The sequence below is a fragment of the Streptomyces sp. NPDC087420 genome (genome assembly GCF_044744165.1).
Classification (GTDB): domain Bacteria; phylum Actinomycetota; class Actinomycetes; order Streptomycetales; family Streptomycetaceae; genus Streptomyces.
The window spans coordinates 252173-267513 of the sequence record NZ_JBIUXU010000004.1 but is presented as its reverse complement, the minus strand read 5'-3'; the positions used below and the strand labels follow the sequence as shown (position 1 = coordinate 267513).

General features: G+C 72.6%; 13 protein-coding genes and 1 riboswitch. Of the genes, 9 read left to right on the top strand and 4 right to left on the bottom strand.

All coding sequences use genetic code 11. The features are described 5' to 3' along the window. Positions 1-105 precede the first annotated feature (105 nt). Together trpD and ACIO1C_RS09825 are read left to right on the top strand one after the other, a co-directional pair. A complete protein-coding gene (trpD, locus tag ACIO1C_RS09830) occupies positions 106-1170 on the top strand; it encodes an anthranilate phosphoribosyltransferase (protein WP_401860462.1) in 1065 nt (354 codons plus the stop codon). A 133-nt stretch (positions 1171-1303) separates the two neighbouring features. After that, positions 1304-1421, top strand: a riboswitch (SAM riboswitch). Positions 1422-1501: 80 nt separating this feature from the next. Further along, positions 1502-2872 (top strand): aminotransferase class V-fold PLP-dependent enzyme, encoded by a 1371-nt coding sequence (locus tag ACIO1C_RS09825; protein WP_401861015.1) that lies wholly within the window; start codon positions 1502-1504, stop codon positions 2870-2872. A 52-nt stretch (positions 2873-2924) separates the two neighbouring features. Here ACIO1C_RS09825 and ACIO1C_RS09820 read toward each other — a convergent pair whose 3' ends face one another. After that, complete coding sequence (locus tag ACIO1C_RS09820; RefSeq protein WP_401860459.1) at positions 2925-3206, bottom strand: Lrp/AsnC family transcriptional regulator; 282 nt, start codon at positions 3204-3206, stop codon at positions 2925-2927. After that, positions 3203-3880: a rhomboid family intramembrane serine protease gene (locus ACIO1C_RS09815; RefSeq protein ID WP_401861012.1), complete on the bottom strand. Its 678-nt coding sequence runs from the start codon at positions 3878-3880 to the stop codon at positions 3203-3205. Before ACIO1C_RS09815 ends, ACIO1C_RS09820 begins: the two co-directional genes overlap by 4 nt. Before the next feature lie 181 nt (positions 3881-4061). Here ACIO1C_RS09815 and ACIO1C_RS09810 point away from each other — a divergent pair, with 181 nt between their 5' ends. The 5 genes from ACIO1C_RS09810 to ACIO1C_RS09790 all read left to right on the top strand — a co-directional run bounded on the left by ACIO1C_RS09810 (position 4062) and on the right by ACIO1C_RS09790 (position 9641). Beyond that, positions 4062-4304: a hypothetical protein gene (locus ACIO1C_RS09810; RefSeq protein ID WP_161307677.1), complete on the top strand. Its 243-nt coding sequence runs from the start codon at positions 4062-4064 to the stop codon at positions 4302-4304. Positions 4305-4337: 33 nt separating this feature from the next. Beyond that, complete coding sequence (locus ACIO1C_RS09805) at positions 4338-5702, top strand: NYN domain-containing protein (RefSeq protein WP_401860456.1); 1365 nt, start codon at positions 4338-4340, stop codon at positions 5700-5702. Between the two features lie 317 nt (positions 5703-6019). Beyond that, the gene (locus ACIO1C_RS09800) at positions 6020-7048 is read left to right on the top strand and encodes an NlpC/P60 family protein (RefSeq protein ID WP_401860453.1); all 1029 of its coding nucleotides are present in this window, start codon (positions 6020-6022) and stop codon (positions 7046-7048) included. Positions 7049-7287: 239 nt separating this feature from the next. Continuing rightward, a complete protein-coding gene (locus ACIO1C_RS09795) occupies positions 7288-8328 on the top strand; it encodes an NlpC/P60 family protein (RefSeq protein ID WP_401860451.1) in 1041 nt (346 codons plus the stop codon). 62 nt (positions 8329-8390) lie between these two features. After that, positions 8391-9641: a hypothetical protein gene (locus tag ACIO1C_RS09790; protein ID WP_401860449.1), complete on the top strand. Its 1251-nt coding sequence runs from the start codon at positions 8391-8393 to the stop codon at positions 9639-9641. Here ACIO1C_RS09790 and ACIO1C_RS09785 read toward each other — a convergent pair. Beyond that, positions 9598-10872 carry a glycosyltransferase 87 family protein gene (locus tag ACIO1C_RS09785; RefSeq protein WP_401860448.1) on the bottom strand — a complete coding sequence of 425 codons (1275 nt, stop codon included), beginning with the start codon at positions 10870-10872 and terminating at the stop codon, positions 9598-9600. The two genes, ACIO1C_RS09790 and ACIO1C_RS09785, sit on opposite strands and share 44 nt — an antisense overlap. A gap of 84 nt (positions 10873-10956) precedes the next feature. Between ACIO1C_RS09785 and ACIO1C_RS09780 the strand changes: the two genes are divergently transcribed. After that, positions 10957-12111 (top strand): glycosyltransferase family 4 protein, encoded by a 1155-nt coding sequence (locus ACIO1C_RS09780; RefSeq protein WP_401860446.1) that lies wholly within the window; start codon positions 10957-10959, stop codon positions 12109-12111. A gap of 349 nt (positions 12112-12460) precedes the next feature. Here the strand turns inward: ACIO1C_RS09780 and ACIO1C_RS09775 are convergent, their stop codons facing one another. Next, the gene (locus ACIO1C_RS09775) at positions 12461-14257 is read right to left on the bottom strand and encodes an AMP-dependent synthetase/ligase (RefSeq protein WP_401860444.1); all 1797 of its coding nucleotides are present in this window, start codon (positions 14255-14257) and stop codon (positions 12461-12463) included. A 280-nt stretch (positions 14258-14537) separates the two neighbouring features. Between ACIO1C_RS09775 and ACIO1C_RS09770 the strand changes: the two genes are divergently transcribed. Next, positions 14538-15314 carry a metallophosphoesterase gene (locus tag ACIO1C_RS09770; RefSeq protein WP_401860441.1) on the top strand — a complete coding sequence of 259 codons (777 nt, stop codon included), beginning with the start codon at positions 14538-14540 and terminating at the stop codon, positions 15312-15314. Positions 15315-15341 lie beyond the last annotated feature (27 nt).

The following is a 15341-nucleotide window of genomic DNA, read 5'->3' as shown; positions in this document are numbered from 1 at the left end:
CCGCAGTACGGGCACGGGGCCCGCGGGGCCGGTGTCCGCCGATAGGCTGGGCGGCGGGCCCGGCGGCAGGCCGGGGACCCGTTGTACTGACACCCAGGAGCGAGCATGAGCGCTGTTACCCCCGTCGGAGGCGACACCGTGGCGGCCCGGACCTGGCCGGGCGTCCTCAACCCCCTGCTGCGCGGCGAGAACCTGTCCACGGACGACACCGCCTGGGCGATGGACCAGATCATGGACGGCGAGGCCACCGACGCGCAGATCGCCGGCTTCGCCGTGGCGCTGCGGGCGAAGGGCGAGACCGTCGAGGAGGTCTCCGGGCTCGTCCGCGCGATGTACGCGCACGCCAACACCATCGAAGTGCCCGGCCGTACGGTCGACATCGTGGGGACCGGCGGCGACCTCGCCAAGACGGTCAACATCTCCACGATGGCGGCGATCGTGGTCGCGGGTACCGGCGCGAAGGTCGTCAAGCACGGCAACCGCGCCGCGTCGTCCGCGAGCGGTGCCTCCGACGTCCTGGAGAAGCTCGGCGTCAACCTGGAACTGACACCGCGGCGGGTCGCGGAGGTCGCGGAGGAGGCGGGGATCACCTTCTGCTTCGCGGTGAAGTTCCACCCCGCGCTGCGGTACGCGGCCAAGGCGCGCCGGGAGCTGGGCGCGCAGACCACGTTCAACATCCTCGGGCCGCTGACCAACCCGGCCCGGGTACGGTCCCAGGCCGTCGGCGTGGCGGACCTGCGGATGGCGCCGATCGTGGCGGGCGTGCTGGCCGAGCGCGGCAGTTCGGCGCTGGTCTTCCGGGGCGACGACGGGCTCGACGAGCTGACGACGACCGCGACCTCGCGGGTGTGGATCGTCCGGGACGGGAAGGTCGGCGAGGTGCCGTTCGACCCGCGTGAGGTGGGCCTGGCTCTGGTGCCGGTGGAGGCGCTGCGGGGCGCGGACGCGTCGTACAACGCGGATGTGGCCCGGCGGCTGCTGGCCGGTGAGACCGGTCCCGTACGGGACGCGGTGCTCCTGAACGCGGCGGCGGCGCTGGTCGCGCTGGACCCGACGGACGACGCGCTGGAACTCCAGCTGGCGGCGGGCATCGCGCGCGCGGCGGAGTCGGTGGACTCGGGCGCGGCGGGGCGGGTCCTCGCGCGCTGGGTCGAGGCGTCGCACCGGTAGCGGTAGCGGTAGCGGGCGGGCGGGGTGCGGCCACCGGCCCCGCCCCGCCTCTTCCGTTCCCCCCGCCTGCTCTGTTCCACATCCCGGACGCGGACTTGAGGCCGCTGTCTGTCTGTGTCAAGCTCTTCGACAAGGTCATGAGTGACAGCGATTTAGGCCCCGGCTCGCTGTCCGGCAACCCTCCGTCCGTGGCGGGGTGCCCCGGGTGAAGACCAGGCCGTAGGCAGCGAGGTCTGCGGCAAGCGCGGACCCCTGGCTTTCTTGGGGTCCAGGTCCTCGAGGGAGCAGTCTCGTGACGTCCGCATACCCGAACGCCGCCACGTCGTCGTCCATCATTGCCACCGCCACCGACGACCCCGCCTGTGCGGCGCCGCTGCCCGTGCTCGGGCGCGACGTGACCGTCCCGCTCGTCACCGGGGGCGAGGTCACCTACGCCGCCCTCGACTACGCCGCGAGCGCCCCCGCGCTCCAGCGGGTGTGGGACGACGTCGCCGCCTACGCGCCGTACTACGGCAGCGTGCACCGCGGCGCCGGCTACCTCTCCCAGCTGTCGACGGACCTGTTCGAGAACAGCCGCCGTACCGTCGCCGAGTTCCTCGGCTGCCGCCCCGACGACCAGGTCGTCTTCACCCGTTCGACCACCGACTCGCTCAACCTGCTGGCCGCCGTGGTCCCCGCGGGCACCCAGGTCTTCGTGTTCGAGACCGAGCACCACGCCTCGCTGCTGCCCTGGCGCGACGCCCGGGTGACGTACCTGAACGCGCCCCGTACCCCCGCCGAGGCCGTCGCCACGCTCGACCGGGCGCTCGCCGGGCGGGAGCAGGGCCCCGCCCTGGTCTGTGTCACCGGCGCGTCCAACGTGACCGGCGAGATCTGGCCCGTACGGGAGCTGGCCGCCGCCGCCCACCGGCACGGCGCGCAGATCGTCCTCGACGCGGCGCAGCTCGCCCCGCACCACCCCGTCGACATCGCCGGACTGGACGTCGACTGGGTCGCCTTCTCCGGGCACAAGCTGTACGCGCCCTTCGGCTCCGGTGTCCTCGCGGGCCGCGCCGACTGGCTGCGGGAGGCGGAGCCGTACCTGGCGGGCGGCGGCGCCAGCCGCAAGGTCGCCCGGCGTGCGGACGGCGGGGTGGACGTCGACTGGCACACCACGGCCGCCCGTCACGAGGCCGGTTCGCCCAACGTCATCGGCGTGTACGCCATCGCCTCGGCGTGCAAGGCGCTCGAAGAGGCCGGGTTCGACACGCTCGTCGCCCGGGAGCAGCGGCTTGTCCGCCGCGTGCGGGCGGGCCTGGCCGAGGTGCCCGAGGTCCGGGTGCTGTCGCTGTTCGGGGACGACGCCCCGCGCGTCGGCGTGCTCTCGTTCGTGGTGGAGGGCTGGAACAGCTCGCACTTCGCCGCGGCGCTCTCCGCGGAGTACGGCATCGGGGTGCGGGACGGCCTGTTCTGCGCCCACCCGCTGGTACGGACCCTGCTGGGCAGCGACCCGCAGGACCCGGGGGAGTGCGGCGCCCCGGAGGCGGAGCCGGGCGAGCGCTCGCTCAACGCCATTCGGGTGAGCTTCGGCGCGGGAACGCCCGACGAGCACGTGGACCGGTTTGTCGGCGCCGTGAAGGAGCTGGTGCGCGAGGGCGCCCGCTGGAGCTACCGCACCGAGGAGGGCCGCTGCGTCCCGGACCGGGACGGCGAGACCGTCTGACGCACGCTCGCACGGGAGGGCGTCGTTCCCCTGCGCACCGCCTGGAGGCGGCCTACGCGTCGAGTCCGATCGCGAAGGCCGCCTCCAGGTCGTGCTGGGAGTACGTACGGAACGCGACGTGTGTGTCCGTCGCCTCGACGCCTTCGATCTTGCTGATCGAACCGGGGATGATGTCCGCCAGGTCGTCGTGCTTGGCGACCCGCACCATGGCGATCAGGTCGTACGTACCGGTGACCGAGAAGACCTCGCTGACGCTGTCCAGCGCGGCGATCGACTCGGCGATCTCGGGGATCCGGCCGACGCTGGTCTTGATGAGCACGATCGCGGTGATCACGGCTGACGTTCTCCCTCGGTGGCCACGGCTTTGACCTCCACCCTATCGCTACGCCGGTAACGCCCCCAGGCGTAGCAGAAGCCCACGGCGAAGCCCACCAGATGGGCGAGGTACGCGACCCCGGGCCCCGATCCGGCGTTCCGCGCCGCCACCCACTGGAGGACGAACCAGAAGATCAGCACGATCCAGGCGGGGAAGCGCAGCGGCAGGAAGAGGAGGAACGGGAAGAGGCTGGTGACCCGCGCCCGGGGGAAGAGGCGCAGGAAGGCGCCCAGCACCGCGGAGATCGCGCCGGACGCCCCCACCAGGGTCTGCTCCGAGCCCGCGTTGGCCATCGCGTACACGAAGAGGGCCGCGTAGCCGGCGGCCAGGTAGAACAGCGCGAAGTGCAGTCGCCCCATCCGCTCCTCCGTCATCGCCCCGAAGACGTAGAGGAAGAGCATGTTCCCCAGCAGGTGCAGCCAGCTGCCGTGGACGAACAGCGCGGTGAGAGGGGTCAGCAGGGCGCGCGGGGTGGGGTCGTGCGTCAACTGGCCGGGGACGACACCCCAGCGTTCGAAGTACGCGCTCTGCGCACCGAGGAGCGCCTCGCCCCTCCCGTACGCCATGGTGAAGCCCGACAGGGGGCTGATCAGGAACGTCAGCACGCAGAGCGCGATCAGTCCGTACGTCACCACGGGGCCGTCGTTCGCCGTGCGCCAATTGATCACGGACAGAGCATGGCGTACGGGGAGTCATCGGGCGGGAATGCCTCGCCGGGCCATGGGGTACCCGCGAGGCCGTAGGGTTACGGGCGGACATCCACACGTTCGACGGCGCACCGCCGGCCCCACCCCGACACTCAAGGACGGCACGATGACGACGGTTCCCCGGCCGACGGCCGCCACCCGGTGGCGCTGCACGCTCTGCGGCAATCTCACGCGCTTCGACGTGACCCGGTCGTCGAGGGTCGTGGAGTACGTCCATCTGGACCTGGCGGGGGAGCCGAAGGTGGAGGAGCGAGAGGTGGTCAGTGAGACCATCGAGTCCGTGCGCTGCCGTTGGTGCAACGCGGTGGACCAGATCGAGCTGGTCGACAGGCCGGGCGCCGGTTCCTGAGGGAACCGCCCGAGGGTAGTGGGGTGACGGATCGTGGAGCAGCCGGACAGCGGTGCCGAGCCGGCCGGTGCGGCCGGCGGTGACGCCGCCGAGGCGCTCGACCGTCCGCTCCCGGACGGGGTGAGACGCCGGGTCGTCGCGCTGGTCTCGGACGCCTTCGGCGGGCTGACGGTCTCCGAACTCCCGGCGCAGCTGCGCCAGTACGCCCGCTTCACCCCGAACAGGCGTGCCAAGTTCGCGGGCAACGCGATGGCCGCCGCGCTGGAGAGCGACCCCCTCTTCCGCCAGCGGATCGGGGAGCGGATCACGCAGTCGCAGCCCGAGCTGTCCTCCGCCCTGGAGTCCGGATCGCCGCCCGCGGCGGCCGATCCCGTGGATGTGGCCGCCGCCGCGTACGTGCTGCGGCCCCCCGGATGGGTGAAGTTGGTGGCGGCCGCCGGCGAGGAGGCCCAGCGGGCCGACGCCGAGCGCGCCGGCGAGGAGGCCAGGCGCGAGCTGGAGCGGCTGCGCGAAGAGCTGGCCGTCGCCAGGGCGCTGACGAAGACCGAGAACGAACGGTTGCGTACGGAGCTGGAGACGGCCCGCAAGGAGGCCGAATCGCTCCACCGCAAGCTGCGCAGCGCCCAGAGCGACGTCAAGCGCGGCGAGGCCGCCCTGCGCCGTACGACCGCCGAGTCCGAGACGCTCAAGGCGGAGGCCGCCGCGCAGGTGTCGGCCGCCGAGAGCGAGACCCGGCGGATCAGGGCGCGGCTGAACGAGGCCGAGTCCACGGTCGAGGCGAGCCGCAGGGCCGCGCGCGAGGGCCGGTCCATAGAGGACATGCGGCTGCGGCTGCTGCTGGACACGGTCCTGGAGTCGGCGCAGGGGCTGCGCCGCGAGCTGGCCCTGCCGCCGGCCAACGCCCGGCCTGCCGACACGGTCGACGCCGTCGAGCCGGGCCGGATGTCGCCGAAGGACGTCGCGGCGCGGGCGCTCTCCGACCTGGACCCGGCGCTGCTCGACCAGTTGCTGGCGCTGCCCCAGTCGCATCTGATCGTGGACGGCTACAACGTCACCAAGACCGGCTATCCGACGATGCCGCTCGAGAAGCAGCGGCTGCGGCTGCTGGGCGGGCTCGCCATGCTGGCGGCCCAGTCGGGCGCCGAGATGACGTGTGTCTTCGACGGGGCGGAGCTGGCGGCCCCGGTGCTGCTCGCCCCGCCGCGCGGGGTACGGGTGCTGTTCTCGAAGCCCGGGATCACGGCGGACGAACTGATCCGCCAGCTCGTGCGCGCGGAGCCGCCGGGGCGGCCCGTCGTGGTGGTCTCCACCGACCGTGAGGTCGCGGACGGGGTGGCGAAGGCCGGTGCCCGGCCCGTCGCGTCCGCCTTGTTGCTGAAGCGGCTTTCGCGCAGCTAGTCAACTTGTGCGGCCAATGACCGAATTGGCATCTCTTGTGGCCACCGGAGCGTCAAATGTCCATTACTGCCTGTGTGGTGTCGGTAAATTATGCCCCCCGCGGCCGAGATTTTTCCCGTGAGGATTTGAACTGATCACAAGAAGGTCACTAGGGTCAGGCCTCGAACCTTCGCGCGGTCGATCACCCATTCGGGGTGGCAGCGAAGGAACCGCCGAGTCCACGCCGTCCAGCCCGGTTCCCGGGGGAGCTGAAGGCGCGGAGCCGGGACATTCGTCCCCTGCCCGGTAGGCGGCTGAGGAAGAAGGAGCTCGCCTTCGTGGCGTCCCACCGTCGTCCCAAGCAGCCCAACCGCGCCCGGGTGACCGTTCTCACCGTGACCGCGGCCGCTGCCGTAGCGCTGACCTCCCAGGCCGCCAACGCGGCCCCGAAGCCGTCCAAGGCGGAGGTCAAGGAGCAGGTCGACAAGCTCTACCACGAGGCGGAGGTGGCGAACGAGAAGCTGCACGCCGCCGAAGACGCGCAGGACAACCTGGAGAAGCAGGTCGGCACCCTCCAGGACAAGGTCGCCAACGGCCAGGACGACCTCAACGACCTCCGGGACGAGCTCGGTTCGATCGCCAGTGCCCAGTACCGCACCGGTGGCATCGACCCCTCCATCCAGCTCTTCCTCTCGTCGGACCCCGACACCTACCTGGAGAAGGCCTCCACGCTGGACCAGGTCAGCGCCAAGCAGGCCGAGACGCTCCAGCAGATCCAGGCGAAGCAGCGGTCCCTCGCCCAGCAGCGCACCGAGGCGCAGGACAAGGTCAAGGACCTCTCCGACGCGCGCAAGCAGCTGGCGGACAACAAGAAGGAAGTCCAGAAGAAGCTCGCCGCCGCGCAGCAGGTGCTCAACACCCTGACCGCGAAGGAGCGCGCCGACCTCGCGGCCGCCGACGCGGAGCGCGCCAGCCGCGGCAACGACCGCGTGGACCTCGGCGACACCCCGGCGCCCGCCTCGGGCCGCGCCGCCGCCGCCCTGGCCGCCGCCAAGACGCAGCTCGGCAAGCCCTACATATCCGGCGCCGAGGGCCCCAACGCCTACGACTGCTCGGGACTGGTCCAGTGGTCGTACGCCCAGGCCGGCGTCCAGCTCACCCGTACCACCTACACCCAGGCCAACGAGGGCACCCGCATCGCCCGCAGTGAACTCGCCCCCGGCGACCTGGTGTTCTTCAGCGGTCTGAGCCACGTGGCCCTGTACGTCGGCAACGGCCAGGTCATCCACGCCCCCAAGCCCGGCGCCGTCGTGCGGTACGAGGCCATGGAGTGGGCCGGCAGCTACCAGTTCGGCGTCCGCATCTGAGAATCTCTTCCGACACGGCGCGGACCGCCCATTCGGGCGAACTTCCCCGCTCCCGTGTCGGCACCACGCCCCGCCGGTGACCTGTGGTCAACGGTGGGGCGTCACTGTGTGTGCGCGAGCCGGTCGTTGGCCGCTCCGTGTCCGCCCGGCTACTGTCTGCCACGCGCAACCCCGGCCATCGGTCCGCCCGTCGGGCGGCAGGGGCTGCGCGTGTGCGTACAGCGGAAGGGAGCGCGGCTGTGGTGTCCCATCGTCGCCCCTCACAGCCCGGTCAGGGATTCGGTGTCCGCGGCGGCGCCGTGACGGCCGTGTCCGTCGCGGCGGCCACGGCGGCGGCCGCCCTCGGCGCCGCCCCGGCGAGCGCGGACCCCCATCTGTCACCGGACGCGACCCGGGCCCGGGTGGACCGGCTGTTCGAGCAGGCCGAGAAGGCCACCGAGCTGTACAACAAGGCCGACGAACGCGCCGGCGAGCTGCGCGCCCTGGTGGACCAGGCGCAGGACCGGGCCGCGCGCGGCCAGGAACGTATCAACCGCATGCGCGGCGCGCTCGGTTCGCTCGCCGGCGCGCAGTACCGCTCGGGCGGCATCGACCCGGGACTCGCGCTGCTGCTCTCCTCGCACCCGGACGAGTACCTGGAGAAGGCGTCCGTGCTGGACCGGGTCGCCGAGCACCAGTCCGGCACGCTGCTGGAACTCCGGCAGGCACAGCGCGGGCTGGCGCAGGAGCGGCTCGAATCCACCCGCGACCTCGCGGAGCTGGAACGCAGCCGGGCGGCCGTCGCCCGCCACAAGCGGACCGTCGAGCGCAAACTCGTCGAGGCGCGACGGCTGGTGAACGCCCTGCCGGACGCCGACCGCGCGTCCTTCGACCGCGCGTCGCGCTCCTCGGACCGGGACGGGATGTTCGGCCCCTCCGGCGCGGCACCGGCCTCGGGCCGCGCGGCGGCGGCGGTCCAGGCCGCGGAGCGCGCGGTGGGCCGCCCGTACGTGTGGGGCGCCAACGGCCCCACCGGCTTCGACTGTTCGGGGCTGACGCAGTGGTCGTACGCCCAGGCGGGGGTGGGCCTGCCCCGCACCTCGCAGGCCCAGCGGTACGCGGGCCGCCAGGTCCCGCTGTCCCAGGCGCTCCCCGGCGACCTGGTGGCGTACCGCGACGACGCGAGCCACATCGGGATGTACGTCGGCAACGGCCAGGTGATCCACGCCCCGTACCCGGGCGCGGCGGTGAGGTACGACCCGGTGGGGATGATGCCGGTCTCCTCGGTCACTCGCGTCTGAGGGTCCACGCGGTCGTGGCGGGCCTGTGCCGGGGGCGCGGGTGACCCCCGTACGATCGTGACGTGGCAGGTCAGCGGCGTATCGCCGCGGAGCATGAGAGAGGACACCCGACCCGGCGCGGTGTCCTCGGGCTGGGGCTCTCCGGGCTGCTGCTCGTGTCCGGGTGCTCGGGGTCGCCGCCCGCGCCCGACGCCGCCACGGCGGCGATCCAGCGGACGCTGGACGGCCGGGCCGCCGGTGTCCTGGACCGGGACGAGAGCGCCTACCTCGCCGCCCTCGACCCCGCCGCGACGCGCCTGCGGGCGTCCGCCCGCACGGAGTTCACCCACCTCGCCGACGTACCGCTCAGCTCCTGGGCGTACCGGGTCACCGGGGTGGAACGGTCCGGCACCCGCGCCACCGCCCAGGTCGAGCTGCGCTACCGGATCGCCGGCTACGACAGCGCCCCCGTGTCGACCCCCCGGGAGCTGAGCCTGGCCGAGCACACCGGCCGCTGGTACGTGACCGGCGACCGCCCCGCCGAGGGCGGCGCCCAGCAGCTCTGGCAGCAGGGCAGGGTACGGGTCGTACGCGGCACGCACAGCCTCGTCCTCGGCGTCGGGCAGACCACCACCCGGCTGCGCGCGATCGCGGCCACCGCCGACCTCGCCGTGCCCGCCGTGGACGACGCCTGGACGGGCGCCTGGGCCCATCGCGTCGTCCTGCTGGTTCCGGGATCCCTCTCCGCCATGGCGGCCCTCCTGGGGGCGCCCGAGGACGGTTACCGGGGCATCGCGGCGGTCACCACGGGGGAGACCGGCGGCTCCGGCGCCTCACCCGCCGACCGGGTCATCGTCAACCCCGCCGCGTACGGCGCCCTCGGCGACTTCGGGCAGCGGGTTGTCCTCACCCACGAGACCACCCACGTCGCCACCCGCACGGCCACCTCCTCCGCCACCCCCACCTGGCTCTCCGAGGGCTTCGCGGACTGGGTCGCGTACCGCTCGACCGGCCGGACCGCCGCGCAGATCGCCCCCGAACTCCAACGGGCCGTCCTGCGCGGCGAGGTGCCCGCCGCGCTCCCCGGCAACAACGCCTTCTCCTTCGGCGGGGACGCCGACACCCTCGCCCGGGCGTACGAGAGCGGCTGGCTCGCCTGCGAACTGATCGCGGGCCACTGGGGCGAGAAGCGGCTGACCGCCTTCTACCGCGCGGTCGGCGCCGGGCGACAGCCCGACGGGGCCGTCGAGAAGGCCATGAACGACGTGCTGTCGACCACGCCGGAGGACTTCACCGTGCGGTGGCGCGCGTACGTACGGAAACGTCTGGGCTGACCAGGTCGATCCGCGCCGCCCGCCGCCGGGGCGCCGCCACCGTCCGTACCCACAGCCGACGGCAGGCGATCAGGGTTGCCGCCACCAGCAGACCGTTCCGTACGGTCAGCAGCAGCACGCCCAGCGGGTCGCTCGCGACGACGTGCGAGAACAGCAGCGGGAACTCCAGCAGCGTCACCCCCGTGGCCACCAGCACCAGGCGCGCGGGCACGACCATCCCGCTGGTCCGCACCACCAGGCACGCGGCGGCCAGACCGACCAGCCACAGCAGGTACTGCGGGCTGATCACCCGGCTCGTCGTGGTGAACAGCAGCACCGCCACGAAGGCCGCGTCGCACGGGGTGCTCGCGGCGAACTCGCGGGCCCGCAGCCGCCACACGACCAGCCAGCCGAGCGCCACCACGGTCAGGGCCAGCGCGGCGGCGCTGACCAGGGGCACGTACGGGCCGAGGAACTCCACCGAGCCGTAGTTCAGCAGCACCTCACCCTCCCAGCCGAAGTGCCGTGCTCCGTGGAGGACGAGCGCGCCCAGCGACTCGATCTCCGTACCCCGGTCCCGCTGGAACGTCAGGAACGCGAGCGCGCCGGGCATCGCCGCGTAACACCCCGCCGTCAGCGCCAGCGCGGTCCCGGCCGCCGCCGCCCACGTCCGGCGCGTGGGCCGCCCGCGCGGGGTGCCCACCAGCAGCAGCGCGGGCCACATCTTCAGGAGCGCGCCGAACCCGGCGAGCGCCCCCTTCACCGCCGGCCGGCGCGCCCCCGCCACCAGCGCCGCCACGGCGACGGCCGTCACCATCAGGTCGTACCGCGCGTACGAGGTCGGTCCCAGCAGAGGCACCCCCGCCACCCACACCCGGACCCCGCGCGGTGACCCGCCGGGGCGGCGGCCCGCCCGCAGCAGCAGGCCGAGGACGAGGGCGTCGCAGGCGCACGCCAGGACGAAGAACGCGCTGGCGTACCCGAGGAACGGCAGCGCCGCCGGGGAGGCGATCGCGAGGGCGGCGGCGGGCGGATACTGCCAGGTCACGTCGTCCAGCGGATAGGTGCCGGTCCTGAGCACCTCGAACCAGCCCCGGTAGATCACCGAGACGTCGCCGGTGACGTCGGGGCCCGGCAGGGTGACGACCTTGAAGACGCAGAGCAGCAGCGCCGCCCTGGTGACGATCCACACCGCGCCCGTCCACGCCGCCGCCCGTCCGTCGTTTCCCGCCCGGGCCACCCACTTGGTCATGGTTGTCATGATGCCGGGCGGGAGACGGCGTGGGCGGGGAGGCAGGGCCGTCGGTCACGGTCCGCGGCGATACTGTTCGGGGCGATGCACAAGACCCTGATCGTGACCAATGACTTCCCGCCCAGGCCCGGCGGGATCCAGGCGTTCCTGCACAACATCGCGCTGCGGCTGGACCCCGGGAAGGTCGTCGTCTACGCCTCGACCTGGAAGCGCGGCCGTGAGGGCGCGGAGGCGACCGCCGCGTTCGACGCGGAGCAGCCCTTCACGGTCGTACGCGACGCCACGACGATGCTGCTGCCGACACCCCGGGTCACCCGGCGGGCGTCGGAGCTGCTGCGCGCGCACGGCTGCGAGTCCGTGTGGTTCGGCGCGGCGGCCCCGCTCGGGCTGATGGGGCCCGCGCTGCGGCGGGCGGGCGCGCGGCGCCTGGTCGCGACGACGCACGGGCACGAGGCGGGCTGGGCGCAGTTGCCGGCGTCCCGGCAGTTGTTGCGGCGGATCGGGGAGGGTACGGACACGATCACGTACCTCGGCGAGTACACGCGCTCGCGGATCGCCCCCGCGTTGTCGCCCGCGGCGGCCGGGCGGATGGTGCAACTGCCGCCGGGCGTGGACGAGAAGACGTTCCATCCGGGGTCGGGGGGCGCGGTGGTCCGCGCACGTCTGGGCCTGACGGACCGGCCCGTCGTGGTCTGCGTCTCGCGCCTGGTCCCGCGCAAGGGGCAGGACACGCTGATCCGCGCGATGCCCGCGATTCTTTCTTCGGTGCCTGACGCGGTGCTGCTCATCGTGGGGGGCGGCCCCTACGAGTCCGCGCTGCGGCGGCTGGCGCGGTCGTCGGGGGTGGCGGAGTCCGTGCGCTTCACCGGCGCGGTGCCGTGGTCGGAGCTGCCGGCCCACTTCGGCGCGGGCGACGTCTTCGCGATGCCGTGCCGTACGCGGCGGGGCGGGCTGGACGTGGAGGGCCTCGGCATCGTCTACCTGGAGGCTTCGGCGACGGGGCTGCCGGTGATCGCGGGGGATTCGGGCGGGGCGCCGGACGCGGTTCTGGAGGGCGAGACGGGGTGGGTGGTCCCCGGCGCCCCCGCGTCGGTCGCGTCGGCCGCGACGGCGGAGCGTGTGGTGACGCTGCTCCTGGATCCGGCCCTGCGTGACGCTCTGGGCGAGCGGGGGCGGGCGTGGGTCGACGAACGGTGGCGCTGGGATCTTCTGGCGTCCCGCCTGGAGGCGCTGCTGTAGTGACCGCTGGGGTCACTACTTGTCCTCAATCGCCGGACGGGCTTGATTTTGCCCCCTGCGGGCCGGCTTTTATCCGCAGGTCGGTTGCCGGGGGCCGGTCAGGGGTCGTGTCCTGCACTGCATGTTTTACGTCGCGTTCAGCACCTTGTCTTAGCAACGGTCGCCATGCGACACAAAACACGCTCTACGTTCCGGACACGACCCCTGCCCGTCCCCCTTCCAGGCCCGCGCTAAAACCCGGCCTACCTCGGGGCGGGCCGGGTCGTTCAGTCTCCCCGTCACCACGGCAAACCCAGCCCGTCCGGCGATTGAGGACATCAGTAAGCGCAACCGCCCGCCGGGCGCGACGTCAGGACGAGTAGAGGCCCTCGATCTCCGAGGCGAACTCCTTCGCGACCACGTTCCGCTTCAGCTTCAGGGACGGCGTCACATGACCGCCCTCCTCCGTGAACTGCGACGACAGGATCCGGAACTTCCGCACCGACTCCGCCTTCGACACCGCCGCGTTCCCCTCGTCCACCGCCCCCTGGATCTCCGCCAGGAGCTCCGCGTCGAGGCGGAGGGTCGCCGCCGTGGACCCGGCCGGCTTGCCGTGTTCCGTGGCCCAGCGCGCCAGGAACTCCTCGTCGAGGGTGATCAGCGCGCCCACGAAGGGGCGCCCGTCGCCCACGACCATGCACTCCGCGACCAGCGCGTGCGCGCGGATGCGGTCCTCGATGACCGCGGGGGCCACGTTCTTGCCGCCCGCCGTCACCAGGATCTCCTTCTTGCGGCCGGTGATCGCGAGGTACCCGTCCTCGTCCAGCGTGCCGATGTCGCCCGTGTGGAACCACCCGTCCGCCAGCGCCTCCGACGTCGCGGTCTTGTTGTTCCAGTACTCCGTGAACAGGTGCTCGCCGTGCAGCAGCACCTCGCCGTCGTCCGCGATCCGTACGACAGAGCCCGGCAGCGGCTGCCCGACGGTGCCGATCTTCTGGCGGTCCCACGGGTTGAAGGACGTCGCGGCGCAGGACTCGGTCAGGCCGTACCCCTCCAGGACGGTGAACCCCACGCCCCGGAAGAAGTGCCCGAGGCGCTCGCCCAGCGGCGCGCCGCCCGAGATCGCGTACTCCCCGGCGCCGCCCAGCACCGCGCGGAGCTTGCTGTAGACGAGCTTGTCGAAGATCGTGTGCCGGATCCGCAGGCCCAGCGAAGGGCCCCGGGGTGTCGACAGCGCGCGGCTGTACGCGATTGCCGTCTGCGCCGCCTTGTCGAAGATCTTGCCCTTGCCGTCGGCCTGCGCCTTCGCGCGCGCCCCGTTGTAGACCTTCTCGAAGACGCGCGGCACGCCCAGGATCAGCGTCGGCCGGAAGGCCGCCAGCTCCTCGGTGAGGTTCTTGATGTCGGGGACGCAGCCGAGCTTGATCGGGGCCATCACGGCCGCCACCTCGACCAGCCGTCCGAAGACGTGCGCGGCGGGGAGGAAGAGCAGGATCGAGCACTCACCCGTACGGAACAGCGGCTTGAGCCGCTCCACCACGTTCCCGCACTCGGCGAAGAAGCTGCGGTGCGTGAGGACACAGCCCTTCGGGCGGCCGGTGGTGCCCGAGGTGTAGACGATCGTGGCGGGGTCGTCGGCCTTCGCGGACGACGCGCGCGCGTCGACGGTCGCGTCGTCGACCTCCGCGCCGCTCGTGACCAGCGCCTCCACGCCGCCCTTGTCGATCTGCCACACGTCCCGCAGTTCCGGCAGCGCGTCCCTTACCGACGCCACCGTCTCCGCGTGCCCGTCGCTCTCGACGATCACCGCGACCGCGCCGGAGTCGCCGAGGACCCACTGCACCTGCTCGGCCGAACTGGTCTCGTACACCGGTACGGTCACCGCGCCCGCGGTCCAGATCGCGAAGTCGAGCCGTACCCACTCGTAGCGCGTACGGGACATCAGCGCGACGCGGTCACCCGGCCGGACGCCCGCCGCGATCAGGCCCTTGGCCGCGGCTCTGACCTCGGCCAGGAACTGGACCGCGGTCACGTCCGTCCAGACACCGCCCACCTTGCGGCCGAGGACCGCCACGTCGGGATGCTGGACGGCGTTGCGGCGGATGAGATCCGTCAGATTGCCGTCCGCGGGGACCTCGTACAGGGCCGGAAGGCTGAACTCGCGCAAGACTGCTGCTCCTCATCGGGCGCCGGCGCCACGTCGGTGTGGTGCGCCGGCCGCGGTCCAAGATCGGGCAGGTGCTCGGTGGCTGCGAGCACGACCGGACTGCCCGGACGTTACCCACCGGTACTGACATACGGATAGGGGGCCCCGGCCAGATGTTCCTCGCGTCACACGATTCTGACGGTACCTCGCGCACAGTAGTCCACGCCTCCGACACCGTTGAGGTAACCGCAGGTCCGGCCCCCTCTGTCGAGTACGGGCCGCGCGATCTAGGGTGATCGGCATGCGAGGTACGCGAGTCAACGTGATCAGTGACGTGCACGGGAACACCCAGGCCCTCGCCATGGCCGGTGACGGCGCCGACGCCCTGGTCTGTCTCGGTGACCTCGTGCTCTTCCTCGACTACGCGGACCACTCGCGCGGGATCTTCCCCGATCTGTTCGGCGTCGAGAACGCCGACCGGATCGTCGAGCTGCGCACCGCCCGCCGCTTCGACGAGGCCAGGGAGTTCGGCCGGGAGCTGTGGGCGACGCTGGACGTCGAGCCCGCCGCCGCCATCGAAGGGGCCGTACGCCGCCAGTACGCGGAGATGTTCGCGGTCCTCCCCACTCCTACGTACGCCACCTACGGCAACGTCGACATCCCGACGCTCTGGCCCGAGTACGCAGGACAGGGCACCACCGTCCTCGACGGCGAGCGCGCCGAGATCGGCGGACGGGTCTTCGGCTTTGTCGGCGGCGGGCTGCGCACCCCCATGCGCACGCCCTACGAGATCTCCGACGAGGAGTACGCCGCCAAGGTGGAGGCGCTCGGCGAGGTCGACGTCCTGTGCTCCCACATCCCGCCGGACGTGCCCGAGCTGACGTACGACATCGTCGCCCGCCGCTTCGAACGCGGCAGCCGGGCGCTCCTGGCCGCCATCCACCGTTCAAAGCCCCGCTACGCCCTCTTCGGCCATGTGCACCAGCCCTTGGCACGCCGGATGCGGGTCGGCGCGACGGAGTGCGTGAACGTCGGCCACTTCGCCGCCACCGGGCGTCCCTGGGCGCTGGAATGGTGACGGGCACGGTCGCGATAGCCTGCACAC

What these genes read in the sequence shown, in the direction of transcription:
- ACIO1C_RS09785 (WP_401860448.1), bottom strand. Translation starts at nt 10,872, where the DNA reads ATGACCAAGTGGGTGGCCCGGGCGGGAAACGACGGACGGGCGGCGGCG.
- ACIO1C_RS09810 (WP_161307677.1), top strand. Translation starts at nt 4,062, where the DNA reads ATGACGACGGTTCCCCGGCCGACGGCCGCCACCCGGTGGCGCTGCACG.
- ACIO1C_RS09770 (WP_401860441.1), top strand. Translation starts at nt 14,538, where the DNA reads ATGCGAGGTACGCGAGTCAACGTGATCAGTGACGTGCACGGGAACACC.
- trpD (WP_401860462.1), top strand. Translation starts at nt 106, where the DNA reads ATGAGCGCTGTTACCCCCGTCGGAGGCGACACCGTGGCGGCCCGGACC.
- ACIO1C_RS09780 (WP_401860446.1), top strand. Translation starts at nt 10,957, where the DNA reads ATGCACAAGACCCTGATCGTGACCAATGACTTCCCGCCCAGGCCCGGC.